Source organism: Variovorax sp. UC122_21 (genome assembly GCF_044056785.1).
Taxonomy (GTDB): Bacteria; Pseudomonadota; Gammaproteobacteria; order Burkholderiales; family Burkholderiaceae_C; genus Variovorax.
The window spans coordinates 6,322,799-6,339,794 of record NZ_CP172004.1; the positions used below are offsets into that span (position 1 = coordinate 6,322,799).

The 16,996-nt window shown below is 71.0% G+C and carries 12 protein-coding genes, 2 pseudogenes and 1 riboswitch; of the genes and pseudogenes, 3 read left to right on the plus strand and 11 right to left on the minus strand.

Annotation, left to right across the window (positions count from 1 at the left end; translation table 11 throughout):
• Positions 1-13: 13 nt before the first annotated feature.
• Entirely contained in the window at positions 14-784 is a 771-nt protein-coding gene (locus tag ACHMXE_RS42515) for a TetR family transcriptional regulator (protein ID WP_057593424.1), read from the plus strand.
• Complete coding sequence (locus tag ACHMXE_RS42520; protein ID WP_296742063.1) at positions 730-1,929, plus strand: amidohydrolase family protein; 1,200 nt, start codon at positions 730-732, stop codon at positions 1,927-1,929. The genes ACHMXE_RS42515 and ACHMXE_RS42520 overlap by 55 nt, the downstream gene beginning before the upstream one ends.
• A gap of 12 nt (positions 1,930-1,941) precedes the next feature.
• Here ACHMXE_RS42520 and ACHMXE_RS42525 read toward each other — a convergent pair whose 3' ends face one another.
• The 5 genes from ACHMXE_RS42525 to ACHMXE_RS42545 all read right to left on the minus strand — a co-directional run bounded on the left by ACHMXE_RS42525 (position 1,942) and on the right by ACHMXE_RS42545 (position 8,651).
• Complete coding sequence (locus ACHMXE_RS42525; RefSeq protein WP_395349429.1) at positions 1,942-2,343, minus strand: GtrA family protein; 402 nt, start codon at positions 2,341-2,343, stop codon at positions 1,942-1,944.
• 4 nt (positions 2,344-2,347) lie between these two features.
• Positions 2,348-3,364: a glycosyltransferase family 2 protein gene (locus tag ACHMXE_RS42530; protein ID WP_395349430.1), complete on the minus strand. Its 1,017-nt coding sequence runs from the start codon at positions 3,362-3,364 to the stop codon at positions 2,348-2,350.
• The gene (locus tag ACHMXE_RS42535; protein WP_395349431.1) at positions 3,361-5,187 is read right to left on the minus strand and encodes an ArnT family glycosyltransferase; all 1,827 of its coding nucleotides are present in this window, start codon (positions 5,185-5,187) and stop codon (positions 3,361-3,363) included. Before ACHMXE_RS42535 ends, ACHMXE_RS42530 begins: the two co-directional genes overlap by 4 nt.
• Before the next feature lie 66 nt (positions 5,188-5,253).
• On the minus strand, positions 5,254-7,968 hold the full coding sequence (gene metH, locus ACHMXE_RS42540; RefSeq protein WP_395353036.1) for a methionine synthase: 2,715 nt from the start codon (positions 7,966-7,968) through the stop codon (positions 5,254-5,256).
• Positions 7,969-8,028: 60 nt separating this feature from the next.
• A riboswitch (S-adenosyl-L-homocysteine riboswitch) is annotated at positions 8,029-8,154 on the minus strand.
• Positions 8,155-8,213: 59 nt separating this feature from the next.
• Positions 8,214-8,651: a PACE efflux transporter gene (locus ACHMXE_RS42545; RefSeq protein WP_395349432.1), complete on the minus strand. Its 438-nt coding sequence runs from the start codon at positions 8,649-8,651 to the stop codon at positions 8,214-8,216.
• A gap of 117 nt (positions 8,652-8,768) precedes the next feature.
• Between ACHMXE_RS42545 and ACHMXE_RS42550 the strand changes: the two genes are divergently transcribed.
• Positions 8,769-9,692 (plus strand): LysR family transcriptional regulator, encoded by a 924-nt coding sequence (locus tag ACHMXE_RS42550; protein ID WP_209540383.1) that lies wholly within the window; start codon positions 8,769-8,771, stop codon positions 9,690-9,692.
• A 23-nt stretch (positions 9,693-9,715) separates the two neighbouring features.
• Here ACHMXE_RS42550 and ACHMXE_RS42555 read toward each other — a convergent pair.
• From ACHMXE_RS42555 to hutI, 6 genes and pseudogenes are all read right to left on the minus strand, one after another.
• A pseudogene (locus tag ACHMXE_RS42555) lies at positions 9,716-10,766 on the minus strand (homocysteine S-methyltransferase family protein).
• Between the two features lie 202 nt (positions 10,767-10,968).
• Complete coding sequence (locus ACHMXE_RS42560) at positions 10,969-12,108, minus strand: histidinol-phosphate transaminase (RefSeq protein WP_395349433.1); 1,140 nt, start codon at positions 12,106-12,108, stop codon at positions 10,969-10,971.
• Positions 12,105-13,493, minus strand: a complete 1,389-nt coding sequence (locus tag ACHMXE_RS42565; protein WP_395349434.1) for an FAD-binding oxidoreductase — start codon at positions 13,491-13,493, stop codon at positions 12,105-12,107. The genes ACHMXE_RS42560 and ACHMXE_RS42565 overlap by 4 nt, the downstream gene beginning before the upstream one ends.
• An 18-nt stretch (positions 13,494-13,511) precedes the next feature.
• Positions 13,512-14,327 carry an N-formylglutamate deformylase gene (gene hutG, locus ACHMXE_RS42570; RefSeq protein WP_395349435.1) on the minus strand — a complete coding sequence of 272 codons (816 nt, stop codon included), beginning with the start codon at positions 14,325-14,327 and terminating at the stop codon, positions 13,512-13,514.
• Between the two features lie 13 nt (positions 14,328-14,340).
• Positions 14,341-15,723 carry a formimidoylglutamate deiminase gene (locus ACHMXE_RS42575; protein WP_395349436.1) on the minus strand — a complete coding sequence of 461 codons (1,383 nt, stop codon included), beginning with the start codon at positions 15,721-15,723 and terminating at the stop codon, positions 14,341-14,343.
• Positions 15,720-16,965: pseudogene (hutI, locus tag ACHMXE_RS42580) on the minus strand (imidazolonepropionase). Before hutI ends, ACHMXE_RS42575 begins: the two are co-directional and overlap by 4 nt.
• Positions 16,966-16,996 lie beyond the last annotated feature (31 nt).

Sequence of the window (16,996 nt, forward strand, 5' to 3'; positions counted from 1 at the left end):
CGCCGCGCGATCGATGGCCGACAGCCGCTCCATCACCAAGCCCAAGCCCCAGCGCCGCACCGGCGTGCGCGAGGCCGCGGCCCAGGCCACGCGCGACAGCATCCTCAAGTCGGCGACCAAGGTATTCGCCAAGTACGGCTACGACGGCGGCAGCGTGGAGAAGATCTCCAAGGCCGCCAAGTCGTACGACCGGATGATCTACTACTACTTCGGCAGCAAGGAAGGCCTGTTCATCGCGGTGCTCGAGGGCATCTACCAGCGCATGGACGACGCCGAGGCCGCGATCGCGCTCGACGCCTCGCGCCCGGTGGAGGCGCTCACCGAAGTGATCCGCTTCGTGCTCGGCTACTACCGCAAGAACCCCGAGTTCGTGACGCTGCTCAACACCGAGAACCTGCACAAGGGCCGGCACATCTCGAAGTCGCTGCGCGCGCGCGAGTATTCGTCGCGGGCGGTGGCGATCATCTCGGAGATCCTCGCGAGCGGCGCGGCCCAGGGGCTGTTCCGCAAGGACCTCGTGGCGCGCGACATCTACCTGCTGATCGCGTCCACCGGCTATTTCTACACCTCCAACCGCCACACGCTCACGGCCTTCCTCGGCGAGCCGCTCGAGTCGCCGGACGCGATCCGGCACTGGGAAGACTTCGTGATCGAGACCGTGCTGCGCACCGTGCGCGCGGACGATCTGCAGGACAACAACACTCCCCCCCACGACGAGGACAACACGAAATGGCAGAAATCGCGAGCAGCGGAAAGTCGGGCAAGGTCGTCATCCAGAACATAGGGCTGCTGCTCTCGGGCGACATCGACAAGCCCATCCTCGACGCCGACACCATCGTGGTGAACGACGGCCTGATCGTCGCCATCGGCAAGCAGAAGGACTGCGACCTCGAGGGCGCGAAGACCGTCATCGACGCGCGCCGGACCTGCGTCGCGCCCGGCCTGATCGACAGCCACGTGCACCCGGTGTTCGGCGACTGGACGCCGCGCCAGGGCCAGATCGGCTGGATCGACTCCACCATGCACGGCGGCGTGACCACCATGATCTCGGCCGGCGAAGTGCACCTGCCCGGCCGCCCCAAGGACATCGTGGGCCTGAAGGCCCTGGCCATCACGGCGCAGCGCGCCTTCGACAACTTCCGCCCCGGCGGCGTGAAGGTGCTGGCCGGCGCGCCGGTGATCGAGAAGGGCATGGTCGAGAGCGACTTCAAGGAACTCGCCGAGGCCGGCGTGGGCCTGCTCGGCGAGGTCGGCCTGGGCTCGGTGAAGGCCGGCTACGAGGCCAAGGAGATGGTGGCCTGGGCGCGCAAGTACGGCATCCAGAGCACGATCCACACGGGCGGCCCCTCGATCCCGGGCTCGGGCCTGATCGACAAGGACGTGGTGCTCGAGGCCGACGCCGACGTCATCGGCCACATCAACGGCGGCCACACCTCGCTGCCCGAGGCCCACGTGTGCGAGCTCTGCGAGAAGAGCTCGCGCGCGATCGAGATCGTGCACAACGGCAACGAGAAGGTGGCGATCGCGGCGGCCAAGGCGGCGCTCGAACTCAAGTGCCCGCACCGCGTGATCCTCGGCACCGACGGCCCCGCGGGCTCGGGCGTGCAGCCGCTGGGCATCCTGCGCATGGTCGCGATGCTGTCGTCGATCGCGAACATCCCGGCCGAGCTGGTGTTCTGCTTCGCCACCGGCAACACCGCGAAGATCCGCAAGCTCAACTGCGGCCTGATCGAGGTCGGCCGCGATGCCGATTTCGTGTTCATGGACCGCGCGCAGCATTCACCCGCGCCGGGCCTGCTCGAGAGCGTGCAGCTCGGCGACATCCCGGGCGTGGGCATGGTGATGATCGACGGCATCGTGCGCTGCGGCCGCAGCCGCAACACGCCGCCGGCGACCGAGATCCCGGTGGTGGTGTCGGGCGCGCACTGATTCGCGCGGCGCTCAGGGCGAGCGCCGTGTCTTGAAGACCAGGTAGCGCGCGGCGAGGAAGTTCACGACCATGCCCGCGCCGCTGCCCACGGCCACGCCGAGCATCGGCGCCCAGCGGCCGCTCGCCGAGTGCAGCACCAGCACGTAGGCGCCGTAGTTCACGACCGCGCCGCCGAGCATGGTCGCGAGGTAGCCCAGGTACTCGCGCCACAGGCTGGTGCCGGCATGGCGGTCGCCGAAGGCCAGGTGGCGGTTCATCACCCAGGTGGTGGTGGCGGCCGCGAGGAAGGACAGCACGCGCGCGCCGTACCAGCCCAGCAGCGGCGCGGCCAGGTACAGCACCGCCACGTCGACACCGAAGCCCACCACGCCGGCCACGGCGAACAGCAGGAACTGGCGCCCGGCCTGCCTCATCGCCTCAGCCGCAGGCGCCGTCTTGCCACGACTCGGAACCGGCCGCGGGCATGGCGAGGTAGCGCAGCCGCTTGGCCTCCTGCCGGCCGATGGTCACGGTGTGCAGCACCGCGCCGCAGACCAGCGCGAGCATCGCGCTGAGCATCAGGCCGGTGGCCAGCACGGCCGTGGGCAGGCGCGGCACCAGGCCGGTCTCCCAGAAGGTCATCGCGAGCGGGATCGCGAGCCCCACCGCGGCCAGCGCGAGCAGGCCCGCGAGGATCGCGAAGAACATCAGCGGCCGCTCGCTCACGAACAGCTTGGAGATGGTGACGAGGATGCGCCAGCCGTCGCGGTAGGTCGACAGCTTGCTCACCGAGCCCTCGGGCCGCGAGCGGTAGACCGAGGCCACCTCGGCATAGGGCATGCGCAGCTCGAGCGCATGCACGGTGAGTTCGGTCTCGATCTCGAAGCCCTTGGCCAGCGCGGGAAAGGACTTCACGTAGCGGCGCGAGAACACGCGAAAGCCCGACAGCATGTCGGTGAAGCTGCCGCCGAACAGGCCCGCGACCGCGCCGGTCAGCATCTGGTTGCCCAGCCGATGGCCGCGGCGGTAGGTCTGGGCATCGCTCTGGTCGTCGACGCGCGCGCCCACCACCATGTCGAGCTTCTGGTCGACCAGCATGCGGATCATCTCGCGCACCGTCGAGAGGTCGTAGGTGGCGTCGCCGTCGACCATGACGTAGATGTCGGCCTCGACGTCGGCGAACATGCGCCGCACCACGTTGCCCTTGCCGCGCAGCGGCACGTGCACGACGCGCGCGCCATGGGCGCGCGCGACCTCGGCCGTGCCGTCGGTGGAGTTGTTGTCGAAGATGTGGATCTGCGCCTCGGGCAGGTCGGCGCGGAAGTCGGCCACCACCTTGGGAATGGCCAGCGCCTCGTTGTAGCAGGGGATGATGGCGGCGATGCGCAGCGCCGGCGGCAGCGGCGAGAGCGCGGCGGCGGCCGTGGGGGAAGCGAGGCGTTCGGCGGTCGTCATGGCGTGGGCGCGAGTATGCGGTAGGCCTTCACACCATCCTTCTCGACGATCAGGCTGAAGTACTTGTCGAAGTCGGGCTTGGTGTGGACATAGGGCGCGAGCGCGGTCTGGATCACGATCGAGCCGAACTGCTGCGAGGCCAGCTTGCGCGCGAGCTGGTCGGCCGGCAGGTACAGGTAGTCCGAATAGCGGAAGGGCCCGAAGATGTCGCCCCACACCGGGTTGGGCGCGAAGTAGATCGAGTCGTTGAGGCCGACCTGGTAGAGCCGGCCCACGGGGTTGGCGCGCAGCTGGCTCAGCACCTCGTAGCCGGGCACGCGTTGGGCGAGGAAGGCCTCGCGCGAGGCGGGCGTGGGCGAGATCATGCGCACGTCGCGCACCGAATGCGCGAGCGCGAAGCCCGCGAGCACCACCATCAGCAGCCCGCCGAAGACGCCCGGCGTGCGCCCGCGCGCGAGCGCCGGCAACCGGCGCCGCACGAAGGCACCGGCCCAGCCCAGCAGCGTGTGCCAGCCCACGGCGGCCATCAGCGCGAGCAGCGGGAACGAGGCCATCATGTAGCGCGGATAGCGCGAGGTCGCGACCCAGATCACCAGCGAGTAGAGGCAGAACACGAAGGCCGCGCGCACCGGGCCCGGGCGCCACAGCGGGCTGAACGGCACCAGCAGCAGCGGCCAGAACAGGCCGTTGGGCATGTTGGCGTGGTCGCGCACGTCGGCCAGCTGCTGCGTGTAGTCGGCCATGTTCCAGTTGGTGAAGCCGAACACGCGCGCGCCGATCGGGTTGAACGGATCGCCGGTCTGCAGGTAGTTGCGCGCATACCAGTAGATGCACGGCGCCAGGAACAGCCCGAGGGCCGCGAGCCACGGCAGCGGCCGGCGCTCGCGCCGCGCCACGAACACCGCCACCAGCGGCAGGAAGATCAGCGCCTGGTACTTGGAGCCCGCCGCCACGCCGAGGAAGAAGGCCGCCAGCAGCAGCCAGCGCGCGCGCCCGTGGCGCGGACCGCCGGGCGCCGGTTCGAGCACGTGGCCCTCGTCCCACCACCACAGCGCGACGAAGGCCGCGAGCACGAACAGCGCCACGCCCATGTCGATGTACGAGTTGGGATAGTCGCCGAGCGCGAGCCAGATGCCGGCGCCCATGCAGGCGATGTAGCGGTTGGCGTGCAGCCGGCCGAGGCGGTAGATCATCAGCACCGACAGCCAGCCCGCGAGGCCGTGGATGAAGTGGGTGAAGACGTCGTCGTAGACCGTCAGCGCGGCGGCGTAGAGCAGGTCGTAGTTGTAGGGGAACCAGGGGTAGCGCAGCCACTCGTAGACGCCCAGCGTGCCGCTTTGCGCGACCTGGCGCGCATACGGCAGGTGGTACATCACCTCGTCGAAGGCCACCGGCGGCGCCAGCGGCGAGAACAGCGTGGGCAGGCCCACCAGCAGCAGCGCGGCGAACGCGCACTTCTCGCCGAGGGTCGGTGCCGGCTGCGCGGGCGCGAGCGCGGCGCGCGCCTTCAGCTCGCGGCGCCAGCCGGGCAGCCGCAGCAGCGCCAGCACGATGCCCGCGCCCAGCAGCGCGAGCACCGCGCCCTGGCGCAGCGCGCCGGCGATGGCCAGCGCCTGGAAGGCGACGATGAACAGGCCGACGCCGAGCGTGGTCGCGATCGCGCCCTCGAGCCAGGCGTCGCGGCGCGCGGGCGCCCCGAAGCGCGCCAGCACGGTGGCACCGAAGCCCCAGGCACCGGCCACGAAGAGGGCCAGCGCCGCGTGGTGCGCGAGGATGAAGAGCAGTGTCTGAATGGGAATCCCCGGAAGCCTGGATCGGTTCACCGGCCCGCGGGGCGGGCGGCGTGGATGGCGGCGGCGCGGGGGAACGGAAGGGCCCGCCGCGCGCCGTCAGAGGTTGGGCGCCAGCAGCCGTTCCAGTTCGGATTCGCTCGCCTTGCGGCGCACCGCCTGGTCCTGCAGCTGGTCATGGCCGATTTTGCCTACGTTGAAGTACGTGCTGTCGGGGTGCCCGAGGTAGAACCCCGACACGCTGGCGGCCGGCATCATAGCGAGGCTTTCGGTCAGGCTCATGCCAATGTCCGTGCAGTTCAGGAGGTCGAACATCGGCTTCTTCACGCTGTGGTCGGGGCAGGCCGGATAGCCGGGTGCGGGGCGGATGCCGCGGTACTTCTCGGCGATCATCTGCTCGTTGCTCAGCGCCTCGTCGGCCGCGTAGCCCCAGAGGTCGGTGCGCACGCGGTGGTGCATGGCCTCGGCGAAGGCCTCGGCCAGCCGGTCGGCCAGCGCCTTGAGCATGATCGCGGAGTAGTCGTCGAGGTCGTCGACGAAGTACTTCTCCTTCTTCTCCACGCCCAGGCCCGCCGTCACGGCGAACATGCCCACGTAGTCCTTCAGGCCGCTCTCGCGCGGCGCGACGAAGTCGGCCAGGCAGCGGCTCGGGCGCATCGTGCCCTCGATCTCCTGCTTCTCGGTCTGCTGGCGCAGGCCGTACCAGGTGAGCGCGGCCTCGCTGCGCGACTCGTCGGTGTAGAGCACGATGTCGTCGTCGTTCTCGGTGTTGGCCGGCCAGAAGCCGACCACGCCGCTCGCGCTGAGCCAGCGGCCCTCGATCAGGCGCTTGAGCATGCGCTGGCCGTCGGCGTAGACGCGCACGGCCTCGGTGCCGACGATCTCGTCCTTGAGGATGGCCGGGAACGGGCCCGCGAGGTCCCAGGTCTGGAAGAACGGGCCCCAGTCGATGTACTTCGCGAGCTCGGTCAGGTCGAAGTTGCGGAACACGCGCCGGCCGATGAACTTGGGCGCGGGCGGCACGTAGTTCGACCAGTCGACGGGCGTCTTGTTGGCGCGCGCCCTGGCCAGCGGCCACAGCGGCACCTGCTTCTTGTTGGCGTGCTGCGTGCGCACCTTCTCGTAGTCGGCGTTGATCTCGCCGATGTAGGCCGCGGCCTGGTCGCTCAGCAGCGACTGCGCCACGCTCACGCTGCGCGAGGCGTCGGGCACGTAGACCACCGGGCCTTCGTAGTGCGGCGCGATCTTCACGGCCGTGTGCACGCGGCTGGTGGTGGCGCCGCCGATCAGCAGCGGGATCTTCCTGATGCGGAAGTGGTCGTCCTTCTGCATCTCGCCGGCCACGTACTGCATCTCTTCCAGGCTCGGCGTGATCAGGCCCGACAGGCCCACGATGTCCGCGCCCTCGACCTTCGCCTTGGCGAGGATCTCGTGGCACGGGACCATCACGCCCATGTTCACCACCTCGAAGTTGTTGCACTGGAGCACGACGGTGACGATGTTCTTGCCGATGTCGTGCACGTCGCCCTTCACGGTGGCGATGATGATCTTGCCCTTGGTGCGCACGTCGCGGCCCGCGGCCTCGTCCTGGCGCTTCTCCTCCTCGATGTAGGGGATGAGGTGGGCCACGGCCGACTTCATGACGCGCGCCGACTTCACCACCTGCGGCAGGAACATCTTGCCCTGGCCGAACAGGTCGCCCACGATGTTCATGCCGTCCATCAGCGGGCCCTCGATCACGTGCAGCGGACGGCCGCCCTTGGCGAGGATCTGCTGGTAGGCCTCCTCGGTGTCCTCCACGATGAAGTCGGTGATGCCGTGCACCATGGCGTGCGACAGCCGCTGGTTGACGTGCACCGGCTGCTCGGGCGTGCCGCGCCACTCGAGCTTCTTGCTGTCGTCCTTGGCGCCGCTCTTGGCGCTCTCGGCCACCTCGACCAGGCGCTCGCCGGCGTCGGGCCGGCGGTTGAGCACCACGTCCTCCACGCGCTCGCGCAGCTCGGGCTCGAGGTCGTCGTAGACGCCGACCATGCCGGCGTTGACGATGCCCATGTCCATGCCGGCCTGGATCGCGTGGTACAGGAACACGGTGTGGATCGCCTCGCGCACCGGGTCGTTGCCGCGGAAGCTGAAGCTCACGTTCGACACCCCGCCCGAGACCTTGGCGCCCGGCAGGTTCTGCTTGATCCAGCGCACGGCGTTGATGAAGTCGACCGCGTAGTTGTCGTGCTCCTCGATGCCGGTGGCGATCGCGAAGATGTTCGGGTCGAAGATGATGTCCTCGGGCGGGAAGCCCACCTCGTCGACCAGGATGCGGTAGGCGCGCTCGCAGATCTCGATCTTGCGCGCGTAGGTGTCGGCCTGGCCCTTCTCGTCGAAGGCCATCACCACGGCGGCCGCGCCGTAGCGCTTCACGAGGCGGGCCTCGTGCTTGAACTTGTCCACGCCCTCCTTCATGGAGATCGAGTTGACGATGCCCTTGCCCTGGATGCAGCGCAGGCCGGCCTCGATCACCTCCCACTTCGAGCTGTCGACCATCACCGGCACGCGCGCGATGTCGGGCTCGCTGGCGATCAGGTTGAGGAAGCGCACCATCGCGGCCTTGCTGTCGAGCATGGCCTCGTCCATGTTGATGTCGATCACCTGCGCGCCGTTCTCGACCTGCTGGCGCGCGACGGCCAGCGCATCCTCGAACTGGCCGTTGAGGATCATGCGCGCGAAGGCCTTGGAGCCGGTGACGTTGGTGCGCTCGCCGATGTTGACGAACAGGGAGCCCTCGCCGATGGCCACCGGTTCGAGACCGGACAGCTTCATGGGAGGAACGGAAGGCGCGGGAACATCGCTCATGGGGCTCACCTGGGCAGGGGAAGACACGTCAGGTGAGCGTCGTTGCAACCGGGCCTTCCGGGCAGGTTCTGCGAGAAGGCGCCTTCCAAGCCTGACGGCGGGTGCGCGGACCGGGGGGTGCCGCGCGCCGCCGCTGCAACGCTCCTTGGAAGGGGTGGCGATTTTACCGGCTGCCGGTGGCGCGGCCGGCGCGCGGGTCTATCGGCGCGGGTTCAGGCCGCCTGCGCGACCGGCGCCGCCGAGGCCGGCAGGCCGAAGGCGCGGTCGAAGGCCCAGTTGAAGACGAAGGTGTAGACCAAGAAGAAGATCACCAGCCCGAGGTCCATCACCAGCGCCTGCCACAGCGAGATGCCCAGGCCCCAGGCGAACATCGGCACCAGCAGGCCGATCAGGCCGCCCTCGAAGCCGATGGCATGGGCGATGCGGCGCTTGATGCTGCGCCCGCGCACCGCCTGGCGGGCCTCCCAGCGCTCGAACAGGCTGTTGAAGATCAGGTTCCAGATCACGGCGATGACCGAGGCCGCCACCGCCAGCACGCCCGAATGGCCGAGGCCGGCGCCCGTCATCAGCGCCAGCCCGGCGCTGGCGGCCACGATGGCGATCCCTTCGTAGAGGGTGATGTAGACGATGCGGCGCTGGATTCCCTGCATGACGGACTCTCTCTTTGGCTTGTTGTGTGACTGCAATGCCTGGACTTTATGTGTCTTCTGCTGATATAAAAAGTCAACTTATTTCAGTTTTATTGATAGGTCCATCCGAAAATCGCCATGAGCTTTTCCAGCGACAGCGTCGAGGTCTTCCTGGCCGTGATCGACCACGGCTCCTTCTCGGCCGCCGCCCGCGCCCTGCGCCGCGTGCCGTCGGCGGTCAGCATGGCCATCGCCCACCTCGAGGCCGAGCTCGACCTGCAGCTGTTCGACCGCAAGGGCCGCGAGCCCCGGCCCACGGCCGCCGCGCGCTCGCTCGAGCCGCAGGCGCGCGCGCTGGCGGCGCAGCTGCGCCAGCTCGACGCGCAGGCGCTGGCGCTCACGCAGGGGCTGGAGGAGCGACTCACGCTCGCGATCGCGCCCGAACTGCTGGCCGCGCCCTGGAGCGGCGCGCTGGCCGAGCTGGCGCACGAATACCCGCTGCTGCAGGTCGAGGTGCTGGCCGCGCCGCAGGCCGATGCGCTGGCGCTGCTGCACAGCGGCCGGGCCCAGCTCGCGCTGGTGTTCGAGCGGCCCAGCCTCGACGGCCGCGAGGGCTTCCAGGAGGTGGGCAGCGACACCATGGTCGCGGTGATGGCGCCGGGCCACCCGGTGCTGGCCGCCGCGCCCGGCGGCCGCCTGCGCGAGGAGCACCTGATCGCCACCCGCCAGATCGTCGTGGCCGGCCGCGACCTCGTCGCGACCATGGACCCGCGCAGCGTGTTCGCGCGCCACCTCTGGCGCACCGACAACGCACTGGCCGCCCTGAGCCTGATCACCGCCGGCGTCGGCTGGGGCTGGCTGCCGCGCAATTTCGTGCGGCCGCACGTGGCGGCGGGCGCGCTGGTCGAGATCCCGCTCGAGAACCTCAGCAACGGCCTGAACCTGTGGGTGGACGTGGTGTGGTCGCGCGAGCGGCCGCTGGGGCTGGGGGCGCAGCGCTTCGTGGCGCTGATTTCGCGCGAGCGGCAGGCTGCCGGGGTGTCGGTGCCTATCGCGTCCTGAAACGCGAGGCTACGGGCCCGGGCTCAAGCCGCTTCCTTGTAGAACCCCGCCGCATTGTTCAGCAGCCGCCCCGCCACCGGCGACACCGCGCGCCCGATCGCCGCGATGTGGTCCGGCGTGGTGCCGCAGCAGCCGCCGACGATGTTGACCAGCCCCTCGGCCGCGAACTCGTGCAGCAGGCGCGAGGTCACGTCGGGCGTCTCGTCGAAGCCGGTGTCGCTCATCGGGTTGGGCAGGCCGGCGTTGGGATAGCAGCTGATGAAGGTGTCGTCGGCCACGCGCGCCAGTTCCTGGATGTAGGGGCGCATCAGCGCCGCGCCCAGCGCGCAGTTCAGGCCGATGGCCAGCGGCCGCGCATGGCGCACGCTGTGCCAGAAGGCGGTCACGGTCTGGCCGCTGAGGATGCGGCCCGAGGCGTCGGTCACGGTGCCGCTGATGATCAGCGGCAGGCGCTCGCCGCTGTTCTCGAAGTACTCATCGACGGCGAACAGCGCGGCCTTGGCGTTGAGCGTGTCGAAGATGGTCTCGACCAGGATCACGTCGGCGCCGCCCTCGACCAGCGCCTCGGTCTGCTCGTAGTAGGCGGCGCGCAGGGCCTCAAAATCGACATTGCGCGCGCCCGGGTCGTTGACGTCGGGGCTGATGCTCGCGGTCTTGGGCGTCGGGCCGAGGGCGCCGGCCACGAAGCGCGGCTTGTCGGGCGTGGAGTACTTGTCGCAGGCGGCGCGCGCCAGCTTCGCGGACTCGAGGTTCATCTCGCGCGCCAGGTGCGCCATCTTGTAGTCCTCCTGCGCGACGGTGGTCGCGCCGAAGGTGTTGGTCTCGATCAGGTCGGCGCCGGCCGCGAGGTAGCCCTCGTGGATGTCGGAGATGACGTCGGGCCGGGTCAGCGACAGCAGCTCGTTGTTGCCCTTCACGTCGCGCTCGAAGTCCTTGAAGCGCTCGCCGCGGTACTGGGCCTCGGTCAGCTTGAAGCGCTGGATCATGGTGCCCATGGCGCCATCGAGGATGGCGATGCGGCGCCCCGAGGATCTCGGACAGTTGCTGGGCACGGGTGTAGACGATCGGCTTCATGGGTCCGAATTGTAGAAAACGCGCCCCCGCCGCACCGCCGAAGCGGTCTTCGGGACTTCAGCCCGACGCGTGCCGGGCCGTGCGCGCGAGGCAGCCGACCGACAGCAGCGCCAGCAGGCCGAGCTCCTGCGGCCGGGCCCGGATCGCCCAGGCCGCCAGCAGCACATGGGCCGCCGCGACGACGCCCAGCCGCGAAAGAGCCTCATGGCACCTTCGACATGATCTCGTCCATCGCCGCGACGAAACGCTCGAGCTCGTGCGGCGCGCCGACCGAGACGCGGATGAAGCGCTCGAAGCCCGGCTCCTTCCACGGCTTGACGATGATGCCGCGCGCCAGCAGCGCCTCGTTGACCGGCCCGTTGGGCCGGCCCAGGTCGATGAACAGGAAGTTGGCCGCCGACGGCGCGATCCGCAGCCCCGGCCAGCGGCGCGCGCGCAGCTGCGCGGCCAGCGCGTCGCGCAACCGCACGGTCCGTTCCACGGCCGCCGTCATGCAGGCCTCGTCGCCCCAGGCCGCAAGCGCCGCGGCCTGCGCCGCGAGGTTCACGTTGAACGGCGTGCGCACGCGGTCGAGCAGCTGCACCAGCGCCGCGTCGGACGCGATGCCGTAGCCCACGCGCAGGCCGGCCAGGCCCCAGGCCTTGGAGAAGGTGCGCAGCACGATCCACGGGAAGGCCACCGCCTCGCCGCGCAGCCGCGCGAGCACGTCGGGGTAGCCGCTCGCGAGCCGCGCGTATTCGTAGTAGGCCTCGTCGACCACCAGCAGCGTGCCCGCGGGCACGGCGGCCAGCAGGCGCTCGAAGTCCCGCGCGTCGAACATGCAGCCGACCGGGTTCGAGGGATTGGCCAGCATCACCAGCTTGGGGCCGCGCGCGAGCGCCGCGCACCAGGCCTCGATGTCGAAGCCCAGTTCGGGGGTGAGCGCCAGCAGCTCGACCTGCGCGCCCATCATGCGCGGATAGATCTCGTGCAGGCCGAAGGCCGGGCGCTGCGTGAGCACGCGGTCGCCGGGGCCCAGGAAGGCCTGGCACAGCATCTGGAGGATGTCCTCCGAGCCGTTGCCGATCACCAGTTCCGCGGGCTGCGCGCCGCAGCGTTCGGCGATCGCGGCGCGCAGCGCGGTGCAATGGGCATCGGGGTAGGTGCCCGCGCGCGCCGCCAGGTCGACCAGCGCGCGCGCCACCGCCGGGCTCGCGCCGTACGGGTTCTCGTTGCTCGCGAGCCGCGCGATCTCGTCGACGCCGTAGCGCGCGCGCACGGCCTCCGAGGACAGGCCGGCGTTGTAGGCCGGCAGCGGCGCGACTTCGGGCCGCGCGAGGGCATGGATGGCGGTCGTGTTCACAGGTCGAATACCTTGCCGGGGTTGAGCAGGTGGAGGGGGTCGAGCGCCTGCTTGATGGCGCGCATCGCGGCCAGCTCGTCGGGAGTGCGGCTCGCGCCCAGGTAGGGCTTCTTGTGCAGGCCGATGCCGTGCTCGGCCGAGATGCTGCCGCCGCGGGCCTCGACCTGCGCGTAGACCATGCGCTCGAAGGCCTCGGCCTCGCCGCCGATGGCCTGGCCGTCGGTGGTCACATGCAGGTTGCTGTCGCCCACGTGGCCGAAGAACAGCGAATGGTGCCCGGGCCAGCGCGCATCGAGCGCCGCGCGGCAGTCGTCGGCGAAGCGGCCGATGCTGGCCATCGGCAGGCTCACGTCGAGGTTGATCGGCGGATGCATGTGCACCGGCAGCTCGGCCGTGGCCTCGCGGATCTTCCAGAAGGCACGCGCCTGCGACTGCGACTGGGCGATGACGGCATCGACCGCCGCGCCCTCCGCCATCGCGTCGGCCAGCGCAGCCTCGAGCGCCTCGCGCAGCGCGGCCTCGTCCTCGCCGGCCACGTCGACCAGCGCCACCAGCGGATGCACCGCGTCGAAGGGCTCGCGCAGTTGCTGCCAGCGCAGCGAGGTCTGCACGAAGTCGCGCCACATCAGCTCGAAGGCCGCCAGCGCACCCGGAAAGCGTGCGCCGAGCCGGCGCAGCAGCGCCAGCGCGGCCTCGAAGTCCGGCAGCGCGACCAGCGTCGTGGCCTTGGCGCGCGGTGCCGGATGCAGCCGCAGCAGCGCGCGCGTGATCACGCCCAACGTGCCCTCGGCGCCGATGAAGAACTGCTTGAGGTCGTAGCCGGTGTTGTTCTTGAGCATGGGCCGCAGCATCGGCAACACGCGACCGTCGGCCAGCACCACCTCCAGGCCCAGCGCCTGCTCGCGCATCATCCCGAACTGCAGCACGCCGTTGCCGCCCGCGTTGGTCGACAGCGCGCCGCCGATCTGGCACGAGCCGCGCGCGCCGAAGTCCACGCCGAACAGCAGGCCCCGCGCGGCGGCCGCCTCCTGCACCGACTGCAGGGTGGCGCCGGCCTGCACGGTCAGCGTGCCGGTGGCGGCATCGAGCGACTCGATGGCGTTCATGCGCTCGAGCGAGAGCGCGATCGCATCCGAACGCGGCACCGCCGCGCCGGCCAGCCCGGTGAGCCCGCCCTGCGGCACCACGGGCACGCGGTGCTCGCTGCACAGGCGCAGCACGGCCGACACCTCGCGCGTGTCGCGCGGCCGAACCAGCGCGAGCGGCAGCACGGGCGCAACGCCGCTCCAGTCGCTGCGGTGGCGCTCGGCGATGGCCTCGCCGCGCAGCACCTGGCGGGCGCCCAGCGCCTCGCCGAGCGCGGCGAGAAAGGGCTCCGTGTTCATTGCCGGCTCATTCCCGGCTCACCCGCGGCCTTCGACGAAGTCGAGCACCGCCTCGAGCATGCGGCGCACCTGCGGCTGCACGCCGGCCGCCACCTGGGGCAGGTAGGCGAAGGGCAGCGCCTCCTGCATGTAGCTCGACTGCGTCATCTCGAGCTGGACCGCGTGCACGCCGGCCGCGGGATTGCCGTACTGCCGCGTGATGTGGCCGCCCTTGAAGCGGCCGTTGAGCACGCCGGTGTAGCCAGGGTTCGACGTCGCGATGCCCAGCAAGGTGGCGGCGAGCGCGGGGTCGCAGCTCCTGCCGTCGGCGGTGCCGAGGTTGAGGTCGGGCAGCTTGCCCTCGAAGAAGCGCGGCAGCACCGAGCGGATCGAGTGCGCGTCCCACAGCGCGATGGTGCCGTGCGCGGCCTTCAGCCGGGCCAGCTCGGCCGCGAGCTGCGCGTGGTAGGGCTGCCAGATCGCATCGCGGCGCGCGGCGATCTCGGCCTCGCCGGGCAGGTCGCCCGCGGCGTACAGCGGCGTGTCGTCGAAGGTGTCGACCGGGCACAGGCCGGTGACGCTCTGGCCCGGGTAGAGACTGGCGCCGTCGGGCGGACGGTTGAGGTCGATCACGTAGCGCGAGTGCGTGGCCACCAGCACCGAGGCGCCGAGGTCGTCGGCGAAGTCGTAGAGCTGCTCGAGGTGCCAGTCGGTGTCGGGCACATGGCGCGCCTCGTCGGTGAAGCGCGCGAGCAGCGCGCCCGGCACGTGGGTGCCCACGTGCGGCATCGAGATCAGCAGCGGGCGCGTGCCCTGGCGAAATCGGAAGGCCGGTTCGGTGGTGGCGAAAGTCATGGCGTGAGGTTCCTCAGTCTTGAAGCAGTTGGGTGCGCGCGGCCACGAAGGCGGACGCGGCCTCGGCATGCAGCGCATGGCGTCCGGCGGCGACGCGCGGGCAGCCCGCCACCCACACGGCGTCGATGGCGCGGGTGCGGTGGCTCGCGAAGACGTGCGCCGACAGCATGTCGGGCGCCGACAGCCCCTGCAGCGCGAGCCGTTGCGCATCGAGCACCACGAAGTCGGCCTGCTGGCCCGCCGCGAGGCCGCCGATGGCGCGGCCCGCGGCCTGCGCGCCGCCTTGCACCGCCTGCAGGGTGAGCGCGGTCGCCACCTGCGGCTGCGCCGCGGTCGCGCCCACGTTGCGCTGGCGCGTGCGCAGGCGCTGGCCGTACTCGAGCATCAGCAGCTCCTCGGCCGCATCGACGCAGGCATGGCTGTCGGAGCCCAGGCCCCAGGCACCGCCGTGCTGGCGCCAGGCAGCGAAGTCGAACAGGCCGTCGCCGAGGTTGGCCTCGGTGGTCGGGCAGAGGCCGGCGACCGCGCCGCTCCTGGCACCGCGCCGATACTCGTCGGCGTCCATGTGCGTGGCATGCACCAGGCACCAGCGCGCGTCGACCGGCGCATGGTCGAGCAGCCACGCCACCGGGCGCTGGCCGCTCCAGGCGATGCAGTCGTCGACCTCCTTGGTCTGCTCGGCGATGTGGATGTGGACCGGCGCGCCGGCCTCGATCGCATCGAGCCCCGCGAGCGCCTCGCGCAGCGCGTCGGGCGGCACCGCGCGCAGCGAGTGCGGCGCCAGGCCGAGCCGCGCGCCCTGTGCGTCGCAGGCGGGCTTGAGTGCCTCGAGCAGCCGCAGCATCGAGTCGGTGGAACGGATGAAGCGCCGCTGCCCCTCGTTGGGCGGCAGGCCGCCGAAGCCGCTGGTCTGGTAGAGCACCGGCAGCAGGGTGAAGCCGATGCCGGTCTTGTGCGCGGCGCGCAGCAGCGCGCGGCTCAGCGTGGCGTCGTCGGCATAGGGCTTGCCGTCGGCGTCGTGGTGCACGTACTGGAACTCGCAGACGCTGGTGTAGCCGGCCTCGAGCATCTCGGCATAGAGCCAGGTCGCGATGTCCTCCATCTGCCGCGGGCCGAGGCGCGCGGCGAAGCGGTACATCAGCGTGCGCCAGCTCCAGAAGCTGTCCTGCTGTTCGGCGCGGTGCTCGGTCAGGCCCGTGAAGGCGCGCTGGAAGGCGTGCGAGTGCAGGTTGGGCATGCCGGGGATCACGGGGCCGTTGGCCGTCTCGGCATCGGCGGGCTTGTCGGCGCCGGCCCTCGCCTCGACGAGCTGGCCGGCCGCGTTCCATGCCAGCAGCACGTTCTTCGCCCAGCCGGTGGGCAGCAGCGCGTCGGCCGCGAACAGCGCGCGGGTCATGCCGAAACTCCCACGGCTTCGACGGCGATCCGGCCCTGCCGCACCACGGTGCGCACGGGCCGCTGGCCGAACCAGTAGGCGAGCTCGGCCGCGTCGCGCACCGACCAGAGCACGAAGTTCGCGGGCCGACCCGCGGCGATCACGCCGTGCGTGGCCGCCAGGCCGAGCGCGCGCGCCGCATGCACGGTGACGCCGGCCAGCGCCTCGGGCACGGTGAGGCGGAACAGGGTGCAGGCCATGTTGACCATCAGCAGCAGGCTCAGCGCGGGCGAGGTGCCGGGGTTGTGGTCGGTAGACACCGCCATCGGCACGCCCGCGGCGCGCAGCGCCTCGATCGGCGGCAGGTGGGTGTCGCGCAGCGTGTAGTACGCACCGGGCAGCAGCACGGCCACGGTGCCGGCCGCGCGCATCGCCTCGATGCCCTCGGCCGACAGGTGCTCGATGTGGTCGCAGGACAGCGCGCCGTAGCGCGCGGCCAGCGCGGCGCCGCCCATGTCCGAGAGCTGCTCGGCATGCAGCTTGACCGGCAGGCCCAGCGCCCGGGCGGCCTGGAACACGCGCTCGGTTTCGTCGAGCGAGAAGGCGATGCGCTCGCAGAACACGTCGACCGCGTCGACCAGCCCCTCGGCCGCGAGCGCCGGCAGCATCTCGCGGCACACGAGCTCGATGTACTCGCCGCTGCGGCCCGCGTACTCGGCGGCAGCGCATGAGCGCCGAGGAAGGTGGTGCGCACCGTCACGCCGTAGTGTTCGCCGAGCCGCCGCGCCACGCGCAGCTGCTTGCGCTCGTGCGCGAGCGCGAGGCCGTAGCCCGACTTGATCTCGATCGCGCAGACGCCGTCGGCGAGCAGTGCCTCGAGCCGCGGCGCGGCCTGGGCGAACAGCGCGTCTTCGTCGGCCTCGCGCGTGGCGCGCACCGAGGAGACGATGCCGCCGCCGGCCTTCGCCACCTCCTCGTAGCTCGCGCCCGCGAGCCGCATCGCGAACTCGTTGGCGCGCTGGCCGCCGTAGACCAGGTGGGTGTGGCAGTCGACCAGGCCCGGCGTGGCCAGCGCGCCGCCGCCGTCGTGCACGGGCAATGCGGCGTACTCGGCCGGCAGCGCCGCGCGCGCGCGCCGACCCAGCGGATCGTGCCCTGCACGACGACGAGGGCGGCATCGTCCGATTCGATGCCGGGCGCGGCGCCCGGCGCGAGGCGCAGGCCGGTCCAGAGGCCGTCGGCGGAAGGATGGGAGAGGGTCATGTCAGTGATCCGATGCAATGCGCCGCGAGCC